General features: G+C 64.4%; 29 protein-coding genes. All 29 read left to right on the forward strand.

What is annotated here, in order from left to right:
- Positions 1–1,060, forward strand: a 1,060-nt coding sequence (gene tuf, locus ACWIQA_RS07670) for an elongation factor Tu (RefSeq protein ID WP_448582481.1), incomplete at its 5' end; no start/stop codon positions are given.
- An 85-nt stretch (positions 1,061–1,145) separates the two neighbouring features.
- Positions 1,146–1,460 (forward strand): 30S ribosomal protein S10, encoded by a 315-nt coding sequence (gene rpsJ / locus ACWIQA_RS07675; RefSeq protein ID WP_448582482.1) that lies wholly within the window; start codon positions 1,146–1,148, stop codon positions 1,458–1,460.
- An 80-nt stretch (positions 1,461–1,540) separates the two neighbouring features.
- Positions 1,541–2,287 (forward strand): 50S ribosomal protein L3, encoded by a 747-nt coding sequence (rplC, locus tag ACWIQA_RS07680; RefSeq protein ID WP_448582483.1) that lies wholly within the window; start codon positions 1,541–1,543, stop codon positions 2,285–2,287.
- Positions 2,284–2,931 (forward strand): 50S ribosomal protein L4, encoded by a 648-nt coding sequence (gene rplD / locus ACWIQA_RS07685; protein WP_448582484.1) that lies wholly within the window; start codon positions 2,284–2,286, stop codon positions 2,929–2,931. Before rplC ends, rplD begins: the two co-directional genes overlap by 4 nt.
- Positions 2,932–2,933: 2 nt before the next feature.
- The gene (locus tag ACWIQA_RS07690) at positions 2,934–3,248 is read left to right on the forward strand and encodes a 50S ribosomal protein L23 (RefSeq protein WP_448582485.1); all 315 of its coding nucleotides are present in this window, start codon (positions 2,934–2,936) and stop codon (positions 3,246–3,248) included.
- 4 nt (positions 3,249–3,252) lie between these two features.
- Positions 3,253–4,089, forward strand: a complete 837-nt coding sequence (rplB, locus tag ACWIQA_RS07695; RefSeq protein ID WP_448582486.1) for a 50S ribosomal protein L2 — start codon at positions 3,253–3,255, stop codon at positions 4,087–4,089.
- 1 nt (position 4,090) lies between these two features.
- Complete coding sequence (gene rpsS / locus ACWIQA_RS07700; protein ID WP_448582487.1) at positions 4,091–4,354, forward strand: 30S ribosomal protein S19; 264 nt, start codon at positions 4,091–4,093, stop codon at positions 4,352–4,354.
- Positions 4,355–4,357: 3 nt separating this feature from the next.
- Complete coding sequence (gene rplV / locus ACWIQA_RS07705) at positions 4,358–4,741, forward strand: 50S ribosomal protein L22 (RefSeq protein WP_448582488.1); 384 nt, start codon at positions 4,358–4,360, stop codon at positions 4,739–4,741.
- Between the two features lie 2 nt (positions 4,742–4,743).
- Positions 4,744–5,439, forward strand: coding sequence for a 30S ribosomal protein S3 (gene rpsC, locus ACWIQA_RS07710; RefSeq protein WP_448582489.1), 696 nt, complete (start codon positions 4,744–4,746; stop codon positions 5,437–5,439).
- Between the two features lie 61 nt (positions 5,440–5,500).
- The gene (gene rplP, locus ACWIQA_RS07715; RefSeq protein WP_448582490.1) at positions 5,501–5,926 is read left to right on the forward strand and encodes a 50S ribosomal protein L16; all 426 of its coding nucleotides are present in this window, start codon (positions 5,501–5,503) and stop codon (positions 5,924–5,926) included.
- A gap of 2 nt (positions 5,927–5,928) precedes the next feature.
- Positions 5,929–6,141, forward strand: coding sequence for a 50S ribosomal protein L29 (gene rpmC, locus ACWIQA_RS07720; protein WP_448582491.1), 213 nt, complete (start codon positions 5,929–5,931; stop codon positions 6,139–6,141).
- Entirely contained in the window at positions 6,141–6,416 is a 276-nt protein-coding gene (gene rpsQ / locus ACWIQA_RS07725; RefSeq protein WP_448582492.1) for a 30S ribosomal protein S17, read from the forward strand. The genes rpmC and rpsQ overlap by 1 nt, the downstream gene beginning before the upstream one ends.
- 1 nt (position 6,417) lies before the next feature.
- Positions 6,418–6,786 (forward strand): 50S ribosomal protein L14, encoded by a 369-nt coding sequence (rplN, locus tag ACWIQA_RS07730; protein WP_194744253.1) that lies wholly within the window; start codon positions 6,418–6,420, stop codon positions 6,784–6,786.
- Position 6,787: 1 nt separating this feature from the next.
- Positions 6,788–7,105: a 50S ribosomal protein L24 gene (gene rplX / locus ACWIQA_RS07735; RefSeq protein ID WP_448582493.1), complete on the forward strand. Its 318-nt coding sequence runs from the start codon at positions 6,788–6,790 to the stop codon at positions 7,103–7,105.
- A complete protein-coding gene (gene rplE, locus ACWIQA_RS07740; protein ID WP_448582494.1) occupies positions 7,098–7,685 on the forward strand; it encodes a 50S ribosomal protein L5 in 588 nt (195 codons plus the stop codon). Before rplX ends, rplE begins: the two co-directional genes overlap by 8 nt.
- Positions 7,686–7,697: 12 nt before the next feature.
- Positions 7,698–8,003 (forward strand): 30S ribosomal protein S14, encoded by a 306-nt coding sequence (gene rpsN / locus ACWIQA_RS07745; RefSeq protein ID WP_448582495.1) that lies wholly within the window; start codon positions 7,698–7,700, stop codon positions 8,001–8,003.
- Positions 8,004–8,014: 11 nt separating this feature from the next.
- Complete coding sequence (gene rpsH, locus ACWIQA_RS07750; RefSeq protein ID WP_448582496.1) at positions 8,015–8,413, forward strand: 30S ribosomal protein S8; 399 nt, start codon at positions 8,015–8,017, stop codon at positions 8,411–8,413.
- Between the two features lie 2 nt (positions 8,414–8,415).
- Entirely contained in the window at positions 8,416–8,949 is a 534-nt protein-coding gene (gene rplF / locus ACWIQA_RS07755; protein ID WP_448582497.1) for a 50S ribosomal protein L6, read from the forward strand.
- Positions 8,949–9,302, forward strand: a complete 354-nt coding sequence (rplR, locus tag ACWIQA_RS07760; protein WP_448582498.1) for a 50S ribosomal protein L18 — start codon at positions 8,949–8,951, stop codon at positions 9,300–9,302. The genes rplF and rplR overlap by 1 nt, the downstream gene beginning before the upstream one ends.
- 2 nt (positions 9,303–9,304) lie before the next feature.
- Entirely contained in the window at positions 9,305–9,982 is a 678-nt protein-coding gene (gene rpsE / locus ACWIQA_RS07765; RefSeq protein WP_448582499.1) for a 30S ribosomal protein S5, read from the forward strand.
- An 11-nt stretch (positions 9,983–9,993) separates the two neighbouring features.
- Positions 9,994–10,179, forward strand: a complete 186-nt coding sequence (gene rpmD / locus ACWIQA_RS07770; protein ID WP_448582500.1) for a 50S ribosomal protein L30 — start codon at positions 9,994–9,996, stop codon at positions 10,177–10,179.
- A gap of 42 nt (positions 10,180–10,221) precedes the next feature.
- Positions 10,222–10,692 carry a 50S ribosomal protein L15 gene (gene rplO / locus ACWIQA_RS07775; protein ID WP_448582506.1) on the forward strand — a complete coding sequence of 157 codons (471 nt, stop codon included), beginning with the start codon at positions 10,222–10,224 and terminating at the stop codon, positions 10,690–10,692.
- 80 nt (positions 10,693–10,772) lie between these two features.
- Complete coding sequence (gene secY, locus ACWIQA_RS07780) at positions 10,773–12,128, forward strand: preprotein translocase subunit SecY (RefSeq protein ID WP_448582501.1); 1,356 nt, start codon at positions 10,773–10,775, stop codon at positions 12,126–12,128.
- Positions 12,125–12,808 (forward strand): adenylate kinase, encoded by a 684-nt coding sequence (locus tag ACWIQA_RS07785; protein WP_448582502.1) that lies wholly within the window; start codon positions 12,125–12,127, stop codon positions 12,806–12,808. Before secY ends, ACWIQA_RS07785 begins: the two co-directional genes overlap by 4 nt.
- A 193-nt stretch (positions 12,809–13,001) precedes the next feature.
- Positions 13,002–13,370 carry a 30S ribosomal protein S13 gene (gene rpsM / locus ACWIQA_RS07790; protein WP_448582503.1) on the forward strand — a complete coding sequence of 123 codons (369 nt, stop codon included), beginning with the start codon at positions 13,002–13,004 and terminating at the stop codon, positions 13,368–13,370.
- Entirely contained in the window at positions 13,370–13,759 is a 390-nt protein-coding gene (gene rpsK, locus ACWIQA_RS07795; protein ID WP_194744241.1) for a 30S ribosomal protein S11, read from the forward strand. Before rpsM ends, rpsK begins: the two co-directional genes overlap by 1 nt.
- 88 nt (positions 13,760–13,847) lie before the next feature.
- Positions 13,848–14,894, forward strand: a complete 1,047-nt coding sequence (locus ACWIQA_RS07800; RefSeq protein WP_448582507.1) for a DNA-directed RNA polymerase subunit alpha — start codon at positions 13,848–13,850, stop codon at positions 14,892–14,894.
- A 218-nt stretch (positions 14,895–15,112) separates the two neighbouring features.
- Positions 15,113–15,526, forward strand: a complete 414-nt coding sequence (gene rplQ, locus ACWIQA_RS07805; protein ID WP_448582504.1) for a 50S ribosomal protein L17 — start codon at positions 15,113–15,115, stop codon at positions 15,524–15,526.
- A gap of 159 nt (positions 15,527–15,685) precedes the next feature.
- Positions 15,686–16,038, forward strand: a 353-nt coding sequence (locus ACWIQA_RS07810; RefSeq protein WP_448582505.1) for an iron-containing alcohol dehydrogenase, incomplete at its 3' end; no start/stop codon positions are given.

Genomic DNA, 16,038 nt, shown 5'->3' on the forward strand with positions numbered 1-16,038 from the left:
CACCGCCTACGACCAGATCGACAAAGCGCCCGAGGAGCGCGAGCGCGGCATCACCATCTCGACGGCCCATGTCGAGTATGAGACGGAGAAGCGCCACTATGCCCATGTCGACTGCCCTGGCCACGCCGACTATGTGAAGAACATGATCACGGGTGCAGCGCAGATGGACGGCGCCATCCTTGTGGTCTCGGCAACTGATGGCCCGATGCCGCAGACGCGCGAGCATATCCTTCTTGCCCGGCAAGTCGGCGTGCCGGCGCTGGTCGTCTTCATGAACAAGGTCGACATGGTCGACGATCCCGAGATCCTCGAGCTTGTCGAGCTTGAGGTGCGCGAGCTCTTGTCAAAGTATGAATTCCCGGGCGACGAGATTCCGATCATCAAGGGCTCGGCGCTGATGGCCCTTGAAGATAAGAAGCCCGAGATTGGCAAGCAGGCGATTCTTGAGCTGATGCGGGCAGTCGATGAATATATCCCGCAGCCTGAGCGTCCGCTCGACAAGCCGTTCCTGATGCCGATTGAGGATGTGTTCTCGATTTCAGGCCGCGGCACGGTGGTGACCGGCCGAGTCGAGACGGGAGTCATCAAGGTGGGCGAGGAAGTCGAGATCGTCGGCATCCGAGACACGGCCAAGACGGTCGTGACTGGCGTTGAAATGTTCCGGAAGCTGCTGGATGAGGGGCGGGCCGGCGACAACATCGGCGCGCTGCTCAGGGGCACCAAGCGCGAGGATGTTGAGCGCGGCCAAGTGCTGGCGAAGCCCGGCTCGATCACGCCGCACACCGAGTTCAAGGCGGAAGTCTATGTGCTGTCGAAGGATGAGGGTGGCCGCCACACGCCGTTCTTCGCCAACTATCGGCCGCAATTCTATTTCCGCACGACGGACGTGACGGGAACTGTTGAGCTTCCTGCCGGCACCGAGATGGTCATGCCGGGTGAGAATGTCCAGCTCGGCGTCAAGCTGATTGCCCCGATCGCCATGGACCAGGGCCTGCGCTTTGCCATCCGCGAAGGCGGCCGCACGGTCGGCGCGGGGGTTGTCTCGCAAATCGTCAAGTAGTAACAACCGCGACCCGGCTGGTCGCTGATTCGTTCAGCGGCCGGCCGCTCGCTTTTTTGGAGAGACGGGTTCGGAAGCCAGAAACATGGAAACGCAGAATATCCGGATCAGGCTCAAGGCCTTCGACTACCGGGTGCTGGACACGGCGACGAACGAGATCGCCGAGACGGCCAAGCGCACCGGGGCCGATGTGCGCGGGCCGATCCCGCTCCCAACCCGGATTGAGAAGTTCACGGTGAACCGTTCGCCGCACATCGACAAGAAGTCACGCGAGCAGTTCGAGGTGCGGACCTACAAGCGGCTTCTTGATATCGTGAAGCCGACGCCGCAGACGGTTGATGCCTTGATGAAGCTTGACCTTGCTGCGGGTGTCGATGTGGAGATCAAGCTGCAGGGCTGAAGCCCGGCAGGAGCGGGCGGGGACGCCCGTGACACGCCCCGGAGACATGCCGAAGGGGCCTCTGTTGGAGAGGACGAAAGATGCGAACCGGCGTGATCGCCAGGAAGGTGGGCATGACCCGCCTGTTCACGGAAGACGGTGCCCATGTGCCCGTGACTGTGCTGGCGCTCGAAGACAATCAGGTGGTGGCCCAGCGCACGGCCGCGCGTGACGGCTATGTCGCATTGCAAGTGGGCGCGGGCGCGGCCAAGGCGAAGAACTTGACCAAGCCGGAGCGTGGCCATTTCGCTGCGGCGGAAGTTGCGCCCAAGGCGCGGCTGGCGGAATTCCGGGTGACCGAGGATGCGCTCGTCGCTGTCGGCGCCTCGCTTTCCGCCAGCCATTTCGTGCCCGGCCAGCTCGTGGACGTGACTGGCACCACCCAGGGCAAAGGCTTTGCAGGGGCGATGAAGCGCTGGGGCTTTGGCGGGCTGCGCGCAACCCACGGGGTTTCGGTTTCGCACCGCTCGCACGGGTCAACTGGCAACCGACAGGATCCGGGCCGCGTATTCAAGAATAAGAAGATGGCGGGCCATATGGGGGATCGCCAGCGCACCCAGCAGAATCTCCTGATCATCGAGACCGATCCTGTGCGCGATCTCCTGTTCGTGCGCGGCTCGGTGCCGGGCGCGAAGGGCAGCTGGCTTCTCGTTCGCGACGCCGTCAAAGCGCCACGGCCTGAGGCGGCACCGTATCCGGCCGGGCTCAAGGCGGCTCTGGCTGGCGCGCCAGAGGCGGCAGCTTCAGATACGCCAGCTGATGCGCCTGCGGGGAGCGAAGAGCAATGAAGGTCGAAGTGAAGACCCTCGCCGGTGGCACTGCCGGCGAGCTCGAGCTTCCGGACTCGGTGTTCGCGATCGAGCCGCGCGCTGACATCCTCCACCGGGTCGTCACCTGGCAGCTCGAGAAGCGCCGGGGCACGGCGCGGGCTGCGCGCGAACGCTCTGATGTTGATCGCACGGGCAAGAAGTTCGGCCGCCAGAAGGGCAGCGGTGCCGCCCGCCACGGCAACCGGGCCGCGCCCCAGTTCATCGGCGGTGGCAAGGCCCACGGGCCCCGCCGGCGCGATTTCGACCCGGCGCTCAACAAGAAAATCCGTGCGCTTGGCTTGAAGTGCGCCCTCTCAGCCAAGGCGCGCGACGGCAAGCTCGTCGTCGTCGACAATCTGGCACTCGAGGCCGCGAAGACGAAGCTGCTGAAGGAAGGTCTCGAGAAGCTCGGCGTTGCCAATGGCTTGTTCGTCGATGGTATTGCCGTCGACGTCAACTTCGCGCTCGCCAGCCGCAACCTCTACAAGGTGGATGTGCTCCCCGCTGTCGGTGCCAATGTCTACGATATCCTCAACCACGACCACCTGGTGCTGACGCGTGCTGCTGTTGAAGCGCTCGAGGCCCGGCTTGCCGGTCGGTCCGCGGTGCAAGCGGAGGCCTGACCATGGCAAGAACGAAGACAGCAGCGATTGATCTCAAGCACTATGATGTGGTCTTGCGGCCGGTCATTACCGAGAAGACGACTCGCATTGGCGAGCACAACCAGGTCGTCTTCGAAGTGGCGCCTGGTGCTTCCAAGCCGGACATCAAGGCTGCAGTCGAGGCCCTGTTCGATGTGAAGGTCAAAGCGGTCAACACGCTCCTTGCCAAGGGCAAGAGCAAGCGCTGGCGCGGCCGGCCCTACACCAGGTCGGACACCAAAAAGGCGATCGTGACGCTGGCCGAAGGTCAGTCGATCGATGTGACGACGGGAGTCTGAGGCGATGGCGCTCAAGAGTTTCAACCCGACGAGCCCGGCCCGGCGCGGCCTTGTCCTCGTCGACCGGTCGGCGCTGTGGAAGGGCAAGCCGGTGAAGTCGCTGACCGAAGGCAAGACCCGGACGGGCGGCCGCAACAACATGGGCCATGCCACTTCGCGTGGCATCGGCGGCGGCCACAAGCAGCGCTACCGTCGCATCGACTTCAAGCGTCGTCGCTTTGACGACCCGGCAACGGTGGAGCGGCTGGAATATGACCCGAACCGCTCGGCGTTCATTGCGCTCATCAAATATGGCAATGGCGATCTCTCCTACATCCTTGCACCCCAGCGCCTGGCGCCAGGTGACACGGTGGTCGCAGCCAAGAAGGCGGACGTGAAGCCAGGCAATGCGATGGAGATCGGCCAGGTGCCGGTTGGGACCATTGTCCACAATGTCGAGTTGAAGCCAGGCAAGGGGGGGCAGCTTGCGCGCGCGGCTGGCACTTTCATCCAAGTGGTCGGCCGCGACCGCGGGATGGTCATCATCCGCCTCAATTCGGGCGAGCAGCGCTATGTGCGCGCGGAGTGCATGGCAAGCGTGGGTGCAGTCTCCAATCCCGACAATGCCAACCAGAACCTCGCCAAGGCCGGCCGCGCCCGCTGGCTGGGCAGGCGGCCGCTCACTCGTGGCGTCGCCAAGAACCCCGTTGACCACCCGCACGGTGGTGGCGAGGGCCGGACCTCGGGCGGGCGGCATCCGGTGACGCCCTGGGGCAAGCCGACCAAGGGCGCCCGCACCCGCAGCAACAAGGCGACGGACAAGATGATCATCCGCAGCCGCCACGCCAAGAAGAAGAGGTAAGATGGCACGTTCCGTCTGGAAGGGTCCGTTCGTCGACCTGCATCTTCTGAAGAAGGTGCAGGCCGGCAGCCGTGGGCCGATCAAGACCTGGTCGCGGCGTTCGACCATCCTCCCCGAGTTCGTCGGCCACACGTTCAATGTCTACAACGGCCGCAAGTTCATTCCGGTCGTGGTCAATGAGGACATGGTGGGCATGAAGCTCGGCGAGTTCGCCCCGACTCGCACCTTCCATGGCCACGCAGCCGACAAGAAATCGAAGAGGTAGGCAATGTCGAAACCCGCGTCCCCCCGCAAGGTCGACGACAAGGAAGCGCTTGCCGTTGCGGCTGCCGTGCGCGGCAGCCCCTATAAGCTCAACCTGGTCGCCGGCCTTATCCGGGGCCGAAAAGCCGAAGAGGCAGTCAACATCCTCACCTTCTCGAAGAAGAAGATGGCGGTTGACGTGAAGAAGTGCCTGCAGTCTGCGATCGCGAATGCCGAGAACAACCACAATCTCGATGTCGACCGGCTGGTTGTGAAGGAGGCGAGCGTGGGCAAGGCGCTGACGATGAAGCGGTTTGCAACGCGCGCCCGCGGCCGCTCGGCCCGCATTGTCAAGCCCTTTGCGCGGCTTCGGATCGTGGTGCGCGAAATGGATGAGGCAGGAGCCTAGGGATGGGACAGAAGACCTCGCCGATCGGGCTTCGCCTGCAGATCAACCGCACCTGGGACAGCCGCTGGTATGCGAGCGGTGCAGACTATGGCCGGCTCCTGCTCGAGGATCTGAAGATCCGCGACTATATTATGAAGACGCATCCGCAGGCAGCGATTTCCAAGGTCGTCATCGAGCGACCAGCGAAGCTTTGCCGTGTTTCGGTCTATGCTGCCCGCCCGGGTGTCATCATTGGCAAGAAGGGTGCCGATATCGACAAGCTCCGGAAGGCGCTCGCGGCCATGACGAAGAGCGATGTCACGCTCAACATCGTCGAGATCCGAAAGCCCGAGATCGATGCCAAGCTGGTGGCGCAAGGCGTTGCCGACCAGCTCGAGCGCCGTGTCGCCTTCCGCCGGGCAATGAAGCGGGCAGTGCAGTCGGCGCTGCGGCTGGGCGCGGAAGGCATCCGGATTACCTGTTCAGGCCGGCTTGGTGGCGCTGAGATTGCCCGGACGGAATGGTATCGCGAAGGCCGGGTTCCGCTTCACACGCTCAGGGGCAATGTCGACTATGCCGAAGCCCAGGCCCACACGGCCTATGGCGTGTGCGGTGTGAAGGTCTGGATCTTCAAGGGGGAGATCATGGGGCACGACCCGATGGCGCAGGACCGGCTGATGCTTGAATCCCAAACTTCGGGAGTGCGCCCGGCCCGGTAAGCGACGGATGAGACCCGTCGCCTTATCGGAGGGCTCTTCCCTCGACTGAAGGCGAAATGAGATGCTGCAACCCAAGCGGACGAAGTTCCGGAAGGCCCACAAGGGGCGAATTCATGGCAACGCCAAGGGCGGGGCTTCGCTCAATTTCGGTGCCTTCGGCCTGAAGGCCTTGGAGCCCGAGCGGATCACCGCGCGCCAGATTGAGAGCGCGCGCCGGGCGATCACCCGCCACATCAAGCGGCAAGGGCGGCTGTGGATTCGGATCTTCCCGGATATCCCGGTCTCAAGCAAGCCCGCGGAAGTGCGGATGGGGTCAGGCAAGGGCTCTCCGGAATATTGGGTGGCGCGGGTCAAGCCTGGGCGCGTCATGTTCGAGCTTGATGGCGTCAGCCGCGAGGTGGCGGCCGGCGCGTTCGAGCGCGCGGCGGCGAAGCTTCCGATCAAGACCAAGATGATCGTCCGCCTTGGCGAAGCGAAGGAGGCGTGAGCATGGCACGCGAGGATCTGAAGTCGCTTTCCGATGCGGACTTGCAGGGCCGGCTTGCGGAACTGAAGCGCGAGCAGCTCAATCTCCGGTTCCAGGCGGCAACGCAGCAGCTTGAGAAGCCGTCGCGGGTGCGGGAGGTGCGCCGGACGATTGCGCGCATCAAGACCGAACAGACGGCCCGCAGCAAGGCTGCGGCCAGCAAGGGAGCCAATTGATGCCCAAGCGGATTCTCCAGGGAACGGTGGTCTCTGACAAGCCCGACCGCACCGTCGTTGTGCTCGTCGAGCGGCGGGTGGCGCACCCCATTTATGGCAAGATCATTCGTCGCTCGAAGAAGTATCACGCCCATGACGAGGCCAATGCCTTCAAGGCGGGCGATGTGGTGCGGATCGAGGAGTGTGCGCCGATCTCGAAGCTGAAGACCTGGCGCGTCATTGAGAAGGTCGGCGCCAGCGCAGCTGCGACTGGCCCTGAGCAGGGAGCCGCCTGAGATGATCCAGATGCAGACAAGGCTCGATGTTGCCGACAATTCGGGTGCAAAGCAGGTGATGTGCATCAAGGTGCTTGGGGGCTCCAAGCGCCGTACGGCAGGCGTGGGCGATGTGATTGTCGTCTCGGTCAAGGAGGCGCAGCCCAAGGGCCGGGTCAAGAAGGGCGACGTGCATCGCGCCGTCGTGGTGCGGACCGCCAAGGACATCCGCCGCCCCGATGGCTCGGTGATCCGGTTCGATTCCAATGCCGCCGTGCTCATCAACAAGAACCAGGAGCCGATCGGCACCCGGATCTTCGGGCCTGTGGTGCGCGAGCTGCGCGCATCTGGCCACATGAAGATCATCAGCCTTGCCCCGGAGGTGCTCTGAAATGGCTGCCAAGATCAGGAAGGGAGACAAGGTCGTGGTACTCGCCGGCCGCGACAAGGGCCGCGAAGGCGAAGTCTTGCGTGCACTCCCAAAGGAAGGTCGGGTGGTCGTCTCGGGGGTGAACATGGTGACACGCCACCAGAAGCCCAGCCAGGCGGACCCGCAGGGCGGCCGCAAGCGGTTTGAAGCGCCGATCCATGTCTCCAACGTGGCATTGAAGGACCCGAAGACGGGCAAGCCCGCGCGTGTCGGATTTGCCGTGCGCGATGGCCGCAAGGTCAGGGTCTCCAAGGGTTCAGGTGAGGTGATCGATGGCTGACGCGCGCAGGAAGCCGCGTATGCAGCGGCTCTACGAGGACGAGGTGGTGCCGGCGCTCACCCGCCAGTTCGGCTATACGAACCGGCTTGCGGTTCCGCGGCTGGAGAAGATCACCATCAACATGGGGGTGGGCGAGGCGACTCAGGACCGCAAGAAAGTGGAGCTGGCTGCTGCAGAGATGATGGCAATCGCTGGCCAAAAGCCCGTCATCACGCGGGCCAAGAAGTCGGTTGCTTCGTTCAAGCTGCGCGAGGGCATGCCAATTGGCTGCAAGGTGACTCTGCGCAGGGACCGGATGTATGAGTTTCTTGACCGGCTCATCACCATTGCGCTGCCGCGGGTGAAGGACTTCCGTGGACTGAACCCGAAGAGCTTCGATGGCCGTGGCAACTATGCCATCGGCTTGAAGGAGCAGCTGGTCTTCCCCGAGATTTCCTATGACCGGATCGACAAGGTCCGCGGCATGGACATTATCTTCACAACGACGGCCCGGACGGATGACGAGGCGCGCGCCCTCTTGCGCGCTTTTGGCATGCCGTTTTTGGGTGATGCTGACGCGCAGACGCGCGAAGCGGCCTGAGGAGACGTCATCATGGCCAAGTTGAGCTCCATCAACAAGAACGAGCGGCGCAAGATGCTGGTGAAGCGCTATGCCGCCAAATATGCCAAGCTGAAGGCGACAGCCGATGATGAGTCGCTCTCCGAGAGCGAGCGGCTGTTGGCGCGGCTCAAGATGGCGGAAATCCCCCGCAATGCCAATCCGACCCGTGTGCGGAACCGGTGTGCGCTTACCGGCCGGCCGCGCGGCTATTATCGCAAGTTCAAGCTCTGCCGTGTGCAGCTTCGGGAACTGGCCAACAAGGGCTTGATCCCCGGAGTGACCAAGTCGAGCTGGTAAGGACTGCCGCCATGAACATGACCGACCCTTTGGGTGACATGCTGACCCGGATCCGGAACGGCCAGGCCGCACGCAAGGACAGCGTGGTCTCGCCAGCGTCGCGGCTGCGCACCAATGTGCTCGACGTGCTCCAGCGGGAAGGCTATATCCGCGGCTGGAGCCGTGAGGACAAGGCGGGCGGCCCGCCCACTATCCGCATCGAGCTCAAATATTTCGAAGGCCAGCCGGCAATCCGCGAGCTGAAGCGCGTGTCGAAGCCCGGTCGGCGAGTCTATTCGGGCGCGAAAGACTTGCCTCGGGTGCGCAACGGCCTTGGAATCACCATCGTCTCGACACCGCGTGGCGTGCTCTCGGACGCGGAAGCCCGCGCCGAAAATGTCGGCGGTGAAGTGCTCTGCCAGGTGTTCTGATCATGTCGCGCATTGGAAAGAAGCCGGTTCCCATCCCGGCTGGTGTCACGGTCGCCATCGAGGGCGGGGAAATCCGCGCCAAGGGGCCAAAGGGCGAGCTCGCCATGCGGCTGGCAGAGGAAATCCGCTATGAAGTGGAAGGCGCGGAAATCCGCGTGAGGCCCGCCAATGACAGCAAGCGCGCGCGTGCCTTCTGGGGCATGCAGCGCACGCTTGTCTCCAACCTTGTCGTTGGGGTTTCGGAAGGCTTCGCCAAGGTCCTCGAGATTTCCGGCGTTGGCTACCGCGCGTCGGCCCAGGGTTCGACGCTCAAGCTTCAGCTCGGCTACAGCCATGATGTCGAATATCAGTTGCCCGAAGGGGTCAGCGCGAAGACTCCTGACCAGACCACGGTTGAGATTTCCGGTGCCGATCGCCAGAAGGTCGGCCAGGTCGCAGCCGAAATCCGCCGCTGGCGCAAGCCCGAGCCCTACAAGGGCAAGGGCATCAAGTATCGCGGCGAATTCATCTTCCGCAAAGAGGGGAAGAAGAAGTAATGGCCAAGCACTTGTCCCTCTTCGAGCGGCGCCGGCGCCGGGTGCGCACGGCGCTGCGCGCCAAATCCGGCGGGCGGCCCCGGCTTTCAGTGCATCGTTCGGGGCGGCACATCTACGCCCAGGTCATCGATGACAGCAGGGGCCACACGGTCGCTGCTGCCTCCAGTCTCGAGAAGCAGTTTGAGGGCAGTGGTGCAACAGTTGCCGCCGCCGCGGCCGTCGGCAAGACGCTTGCAGAACGCGCCAAGGCTGCCGGGGTGACGGCTGTCGTGTTCGATCGCGGCGGCTTTCTCTTTCATGGCCGAGTGAAGGCTCTCGCCGAAGCCGCTCGAGCAGGCGGACTGGAGTTTTGAGGATGGCAGACGAGATTCTTTCCGACGCTGGGGACGTGTCCGAGGCAGGCCTCGAGCGGGGCGAGCGGCGTGGCCGGGGCGGCCGGGGCCGTGGCGCTGACCGCAGCGACCGCCGCCGCGGCCGCGAGCCATCGCTTGCGGAAGATGGCCAGGAGCTCATCGAAAAACTGGTCCACATCAATCGTGTTTCGAAGACGGTCAAGGGTGGCAAGCGCTTTGGCTTTGCAGCGCTGGTCGTCGTCGGTGATGGCAAGGGCCGGGTCGGCTTCGGCCATGGCAAGGCGCGCGAGGTGCCCGAGGCAATTGCCAAGGCCACTGCAGCTGCGAAGAAGGCGATGGTGCGCGTGCCGCTGCGCGATGGTCGCACGCTCCACCACGACGGCTTTGGCCACTTCGGTGCAGGCAAGGTCTATGTGCGCTCGGCAACCCAGGGGACGGGCATCATCGCTGGCGGCCCGATGCGCGCCGTCTTTGAATCCCTTGGTGTTGCCGACGTCGTCGCCAAGTCGGTTGGAACCAACAACCCTTACAACATGGTCCGCGCGACGTTCGCAGCACTCACAGAGCAAGTGAGCCCGAAAGCGGTTGCCCAGCGCCGTGGTCGCAAGGTGGCGGATCTTCTTGCCCGGCGTGGCGATATTGCGCCGCGTGAGGCCGAGGCCGAAGCAGTCGGAGCTTGAGGAGCGGGACGATGGCAGACAAGACCCTCAAGGTGACCCAGATCGGCTCGCCGATCCGCCGCACCAAGGACCAGCGGGCAACGCTCATCGGCTTGGGGCTCAACAAGATGCACCGCACCCGCGAGCTTCCCGACACCCCGGAAGTGCGCGGGATGATCGCCAAGGTGCAGCATATGGTGCGGGTTGAGGACGCCTGAGGAAGGTGTGACCACGCCGTTGCCAGCAAGGAAAAAATGGCCATGAAACTGAACGAGATCAGCGATAACCCGGGCGCCCGCAAGGCGCGCACCCGTGTCGGCCGTGGCATTGGCGCGGGCACCGGCAAGACCGCAGGGCGCGGCCAGAAGGGCCAGAAGAGCCGCTCGGGCGTTGCCATCAAGGGCTTCGAGGGGGGGCAGATGCCGCTCCACATGCGGCTGCCCAAGCGCGGGTTCAACGCACCCAACCGGCTGCGCTTCGCGGTGGTCAATCTCGGCACCCTGCAGGCGGCAGTCGATTCTGGCCGGATCGCAGCCGGCTCGGCAGTGGACGCAGCAGTGCTGAAGGAAGCCGGCGTGCTCACCCATGTGCGCGACGGCGTGCGCCTGCTCGGCCGCGGCGAACTCCGGGCAAAGCTTGACTTGACGGTCGCAGGCGCAAGCGCGGCAGCGAAGGCCGCAGTCGAGAAGGCGGGCGGCTCGGTCACCGAGACCCGGGCGGCGAAAGGCTGAAGCGTTGCACGCGCACCCGCCCTGCCTACATCATGGCTCGCCGGAGGGCCGGATGGGCGGCGCACGGCAAGGATGAGGGAATGGCCACAGCTGCCGATACACTTGCCCAGAACCTGAGCTTCGCCAACTTCTCGAAGGCAACCGACCTTAAGAAGCGCATCTGGTTCACGCTTGGTGCGCTCGTCATCTTCCGGCTGTGCTCTTTCGTGCCGCTGCCGGGGATCGACCCGGTCGCGCTGGACCAGCTGTTCAACCGGACTGCCGGCGGCGTGCTCGACTTCTTCAACATGTTCTCAGGTGGTGCGCTTGAGCGCATGTCGATCATCGCGCTTGGCATCATGCCCTACATCACGGCGTCGATCGTGGTGCAGCTGATGAGTTCGATCCACGAGCCGTGGAAGGCGCTCAAGAAGGAAGGCGAGGCCGGGCGCAAGAAGCTGAACCAGTATACCCGCTTCGGCACCGTCATCCTCACCATCTTCCAGGGCTATGGCATTGCCGTCGGTCTCGAGGGCTGGGGTTCCTCCTCGGGCGTGTCGGCCGTCATCGATCCGGGCTGGTTCTTCCGCATTTCGACCATCATCTCGCTCCTTGGCGGCACCCTGTTCCTGATGTGGCTCGGCGAGCAGATCACCAGCCGCGGCATCGGCAATGGCATTTCCCTCATCATCATGGCCGGGATTGTCGCCCAGCTTCCTGTCGCCCTTGGCGGTCTGTTCGAGCAGGCCCGCACTGGAGCCATCTCGATCGGGTTCTTGGGCGTCGTCGTCGTCGGTGCGCTCGCCGTCATCGCCTTCATCTGCTGGGTGGAGCGCGCCCAGCGCCGGATCCTCATCCAGTATCCCAAGCGCCAGGTCGGCAACCGGATGTTCCAGGGCGACAAGTCCCACTTGCCCCTGAAGCTGAACACCCCGGGGGTCATCCCGCCGATCTTCGCGTCCTCGCTGCTGCTCATGCCGCTGACGGTTGCGCAATTTGCCGGCGAAGGCGCAACCGGGGCTGGCGGTGACCTGCTGCTCACCATCACGACTGCGCTCCAGCACGGCGCGCCCCTCTACATGGCGCTCTATGCCGCGGGCATCATCTTTTTCGCCTTCTTCTACACCGCTGTCGTCTTCAACCCGGAGGAGACGGCAGAGAATCTCAAGAAATATGGCGGTTTCATCCCCGGCATCCGCCCAGGCCAGAAGACCGCGGAATATCTCGACTATGTGCTGACACGGATTACCGTGGTCGGCGCGCTCTACCTCACGCTCATCTGCCTCTTGCCCGAGCTCTTGATCTCGCAGCTGGCGATCCCCTTCTATTTTGGCGGCACGTCGCTGCTGATCGTGGTCAACGTGACGATGGACACGGTCGCCCAGATCCAGGGCCATCTGCTCGCCCACCAGTATGAAGGGCTCATCAAGAAGGCGAAGCTCCGGGGGCGCCGATGAGCGGCAGCCGAGCGGCCAATGGTGCGACGGGCCCCGTCATCATCCTCCTCGGCCCCCCGGGGGCTGGCAAGGGCACCCAGGCACAGCGGCTGATGGCCGCGCGCGGGATGGTCCAGCTTTCAACAGGCGACATGCTGCGCGCCGCCGTCAAGGCGGGAACGCCAGTGGGCCTTGAAGCGAAGGCCATCATGGAGGCAGGCGGGCTGGTTCCCGATCACGTCGTCTCCGGCCTCATCGACGAAGCGCTGGGCACCACCCCGCCCGGGACCGGTATTATCTTTGATGGCTATCCGCGCACGCTTGCCCAAGCCGAAAGCCTCGATGCGCTCTTGGCCGCCCACGGTCGCCATCTCGACCGGGTGATCGAGATTGACGTGGATGAGGATGCACTTGTCGACCGGATTACTGGCCGCTTCACTTGCGCCAAATGCGGCGAGGGCTATCATGACCGCCACAAGTTGCCGCGCGTGGCCGGCGTGTGCGACCGCTGTGGCAGCACCGAATTCAAGCGCCGCCCGGATGACAATGAGGCAACGGTCAGAACCCGGATGGCAGAGTATCGCGCCAAGACGGCGCCGATCCTGCCCCTCTACGAAGCACGCGGTCTGGTCGCCCGGGTTGACGGCATGGCGCCGATCGAGGATGTGGCGCGGGGCCTGGCGGCACTGCTCCCAGCTTGACCTTGCAGCGGGCAGCAGGCTTTTTTCTTGACAGGCGCGAGCGGGGTTTTTACCGCGTCCCGTTCCGATTCCCCAGCGCGGCGAATTCCAGGTGTGAGCGGGCGGCCGCCGCTTGGAATGGCCGGTGCGTGGTATCGGCGAAGCAGTGAGATGAGGTGCCTCGCCCAGGGCCCTCGTGGAGCAGGAGCAGTTTGTGGCACGGATTGCAGGGGTCAACATCCCCACGAATAAGCGCGTGGAAATCGCGCTCACCTACATCCATGGCATTGGCCGCACCAAGGCGAAGGAGATTACGACCCGGCTCGAGATTCCGTCCGAGCGTCGAGTTCAGGATCTGACGGATGCGGAGATTCTCGCCATTCGCGAGACCATTGACCGCGACTATCTGGTCGAAGGGGATCTGCGTCGCGAAGTGGCGATGAACATCAAACGCCTCATGGATCTGGCGAGCTATCGCGGGCTTCGCCACCGGAAGGGGCTCCCCGTTCGTGGCCAGCGCACCCACACCAATGCCCGCACGCGCAAGGGCAAGGCCAAGCCGATCGCAGGGAAGAAAAAGTAATGGCACGCGAACCCCAGAGGCTCAAGCGGCGCGAGCGCAAGAACATCACCTCAGGCGTTGCGCATGTGAACGCCAGTTTCAACAACACCATGATCACCATCACGGATGCCCAGGGCAACACGATTGCCTGGTCTTCGGCGGGGACCATGGGATTTAAGGGCAGCCGCAAGTCAACTCCCTATGCCGCGCAAGTCGCAGCGGAAGACGCCGGCAAGAAGGCCGCCGAGCATGGCGTGCGCACACTTGAGGTGGAAGTGAAAGGCCCGGGCTCGGGCCGTGAATCGGCACTCCGCGCGCTGCAGGCGGTGGGCTTCCAGATCACGTCGATCCGCGATGTGACAGCGATTCCCCACAATGGGGTGCGTCCGCCCAAGCGGCGGCGCGTCTGATGGGTCGTGGGCCAGGCGCGTGCCTGGCCTCTTCCTGGCGGCAGGACATTCGGCCCGCAGGGCCGAGAAGAAAGGTGAAACGGGCGTGGTGGCAGCTTTCGCAAAGAACTGGCAGGAACTGAAGAAGCCCCTTGGTCTTGATGTGCGGCCGGCAGGGGCTCCCAACCGCAAGGCGTTCGTCGCCGAGCCGCTCGAGCGGGGCTTCGGGCTGACGCTGGGCAATGCGCTGCGGCGGGTTTTGCTCTCGAGCCTCCAGGGTGCAGCCGTGACGGCGATCCGGATCGACGGCGCCCTGCACGAATTCTCCTCGCTTCCCGGCGTGCGGGAGGATGTGACCGACATCGTCCTCAACGTAAAGCAGATCGTGGTGAAGATGCAGGGTGACCAGCCCAAGCGGCTGTCGCTGTCTGCGACTGGCCCGGGGGCCGTGACGGCAGGCCGGATTGCAACGAGCGGCGACATCGAGATCGCCAACCCCGAACTCGTCATCTGCACTCTCGACGAGGGTGCCACATTCAACATGGAAATGACGGTCCAGTCGGGCAAGGGCTATGTGCCCGCATCTGCCAACCGCCCGGCCGACGCGCCGATCGGGCTCATTCCCGTCGATGCCATCTATTCGCCGGTCCGGCAGGTCGCCTACAAGGTCGAGAACACGCGCGTCGGCCAGGAACTGGACTATGACAAGCTGACGCTGACGGTTGAGACTGACGGCTCGGTCTCGCCCGACGATGCGGTTGGCTATGCGGCGCGGATCCTCCAGGACCAGCTCCAGCTGTTCGTCAATTTCGAGGAGCCAGCTGTTCGCCCGGCCCCGGTCACAATGGTCCCGGGCGTTGCTGCCGAGGAACCGACCGACATCTTGATGAACCGCAATCTTCTCAAAAAGGTGGACGAGCTCGAGCTTTCGGTCCGCTCGGCCAACTGCCTCAAGAACGACAACATCATCTATATCGGTGACCTGGTGCAGAAGTCGGAGCCGGAGATGCTTCGCACGCCCAACTTCGGCCGCAAGTCTCTGAACGAGATCAAGGAAGTGCTCCAGTCCATGGGTCTGCGCCTTGGTATGGAAATCCCCGGCTGGCCGCCGGAGAATATTGAGGAGCTGGCCAAGAAGCTGGAGCAGGAGTTCTAGGCCGAAGGCGGCCGCGGCCAGCATGCTGGCCCGCGGACTCGCCGCAGGCCCGGCCGGCGGGTTCCGGCCGGCCGCCATCCGGGCGGCTTTGCCGACCCGGGGGCGACCTGCCGGAAGTCCGACCGGCGGCACCCACCCCCCATGCGCCCGGGGGCAAGCGGGCGAGGCTCGGGGTTCCTGACCGCACGGCACGGCCCCAAGACGAACGGAGAGACGAGATGCGTCACAGGCACGCCCACCGGAAGCTGGGGCGCACCAGCGCCCATCGCGAGGCCATGCTGAAGAACATGGCAGCCGCCCTCATCAAGCATGAGCAGATCCTGACCACGCTTGCAAAGGCAAAGGAGCTGCGGCCCTATACCGAGAAACTCGTGACCCTTGCCAAGCGCGGCGGGCTTTCCAACCGCCGCCTTGCCCGGGCCCGGTTGATGGACGACACCCAGCTCACCAAGCTGTTCGACGTGATTGCGCCGCGCTATACCAACCGGCCGGGCGGATACACGCGCGTACTCAAGGCGGGCTTTCGCGCGTCTGACCAAGCGGCGATGGCAGTCATCGAGTTCGTTGACCGCGATGTCTCGGCCAAGGGCCAGGATTCAGGGCCGGTCGAGAAGGCCGCGGACGCCGCCTGATACCGCATCCCAGTGACCGGAACGGGTCACCGGGATGTGCAAGCGCTCCCCACGCGCCGGCCAGCAGGCCGAACACCCGGTGGCGATGAGTCATCGCAGCCGAGCCTTGATATGAGCCAGGGCTTGACCCGGGGCTCCCCACAGCCGCAGGAGCGGCGCATGGACTTCCGCTTCCGCTATGGTCCATCCGTTGAAGCCGGCCCTGGCGTTTCTGCCCAGCTTCCTGCCTACCTGCCGCCAGGGCCGGTGCTGTTCGTGACGGACGCCCAGATTCTCGGGCTCGGGCTTGCCCGGCCGGCGCTTGCCGCGCTGCGCCGGGCTGGCCATGACGTCGTGATCTTCAGCGAGGTCGAGGCCGACCCTTCTGAGGCCACGCTTCTTGCCGCAGTTGCAGCTGGCCGGGCAGGCGGAATCGCATCGGTCGTTGGCTTCGGTGGCGGCAGCCCCATGGATGTCGCCAAGCTCGCCGCCCTGCTCTTGGGCTCGGGCGAACCGCTCGAGGGGGCCTGGGG

The sequence above is a fragment of the Thermaurantiacus sp. genome (assembly GCF_053487655.1).

Coding starts and splice junctions, on each gene's coding strand:
- rpsC (WP_448582489.1), top strand. CDS start 4,744: ATGGGACAGAAGACCTCGCCGATCGGGCTTCGCCTGCAGATCAACCGC.
- ACWIQA_RS07690 (WP_448582485.1), top strand. CDS start 2,934: ATGGCAAGAACGAAGACAGCAGCGATTGATCTCAAGCACTATGATGTG.
- rpsE (WP_448582499.1), top strand. CDS start 9,305: ATGGCAGACGAGATTCTTTCCGACGCTGGGGACGTGTCCGAGGCAGGC.
- secY (WP_448582501.1), top strand. CDS start 10,773: ATGGCCACAGCTGCCGATACACTTGCCCAGAACCTGAGCTTCGCCAAC.
- rpsJ (WP_448582482.1), top strand. CDS start 1,146: ATGGAAACGCAGAATATCCGGATCAGGCTCAAGGCCTTCGACTACCGG.
- rplV (WP_448582488.1), top strand. CDS start 4,358: ATGTCGAAACCCGCGTCCCCCCGCAAGGTCGACGACAAGGAAGCGCTT.
- rpsH (WP_448582496.1), top strand. CDS start 8,015: ATGAACATGACCGACCCTTTGGGTGACATGCTGACCCGGATCCGGAAC.
- rpmD (WP_448582500.1), top strand. CDS start 9,994: ATGGCAGACAAGACCCTCAAGGTGACCCAGATCGGCTCGCCGATCCGC.
- rplR (WP_448582498.1), top strand. CDS start 8,949: ATGGCCAAGCACTTGTCCCTCTTCGAGCGGCGCCGGCGCCGGGTGCGC.
- rpsQ (WP_448582492.1), top strand. CDS start 6,141: ATGCCCAAGCGGATTCTCCAGGGAACGGTGGTCTCTGACAAGCCCGAC.
- rpmC (WP_448582491.1), top strand. CDS start 5,929: ATGGCACGCGAGGATCTGAAGTCGCTTTCCGATGCGGACTTGCAGGGC.
- rplN (WP_194744253.1), top strand. CDS start 6,418: ATGATCCAGATGCAGACAAGGCTCGATGTTGCCGACAATTCGGGTGCA.
- rpsK (WP_194744241.1), top strand. CDS start 13,370: ATGGCACGCGAACCCCAGAGGCTCAAGCGGCGCGAGCGCAAGAACATC.
- rplX (WP_448582493.1), top strand. CDS start 6,788: ATGGCTGCCAAGATCAGGAAGGGAGACAAGGTCGTGGTACTCGCCGGC.
- rpsS (WP_448582487.1), top strand. CDS start 4,091: ATGGCACGTTCCGTCTGGAAGGGTCCGTTCGTCGACCTGCATCTTCTG.
- rplQ (WP_448582504.1), top strand. CDS start 15,113: ATGCGTCACAGGCACGCCCACCGGAAGCTGGGGCGCACCAGCGCCCAT.
- rplP (WP_448582490.1), top strand. CDS start 5,501: ATGCTGCAACCCAAGCGGACGAAGTTCCGGAAGGCCCACAAGGGGCGA.
- rplB (WP_448582486.1), top strand. CDS start 3,253: ATGGCGCTCAAGAGTTTCAACCCGACGAGCCCGGCCCGGCGCGGCCTT.
- rplO (WP_448582506.1), top strand. CDS start 10,222: ATGAAACTGAACGAGATCAGCGATAACCCGGGCGCCCGCAAGGCGCGC.
- rplC (WP_448582483.1), top strand. CDS start 1,541: ATGCGAACCGGCGTGATCGCCAGGAAGGTGGGCATGACCCGCCTGTTC.
- rplD (WP_448582484.1), top strand. CDS start 2,284: ATGAAGGTCGAAGTGAAGACCCTCGCCGGTGGCACTGCCGGCGAGCTC.
- rplE (WP_448582494.1), top strand. CDS start 7,098: ATGGCTGACGCGCGCAGGAAGCCGCGTATGCAGCGGCTCTACGAGGAC.
- rpsN (WP_448582495.1), top strand. CDS start 7,698: ATGGCCAAGTTGAGCTCCATCAACAAGAACGAGCGGCGCAAGATGCTG.
- rplF (WP_448582497.1), top strand. CDS start 8,416: ATGTCGCGCATTGGAAAGAAGCCGGTTCCCATCCCGGCTGGTGTCACG.
- ACWIQA_RS07785 (WP_448582502.1), top strand. CDS start 12,125: ATGAGCGGCAGCCGAGCGGCCAATGGTGCGACGGGCCCCGTCATCATC.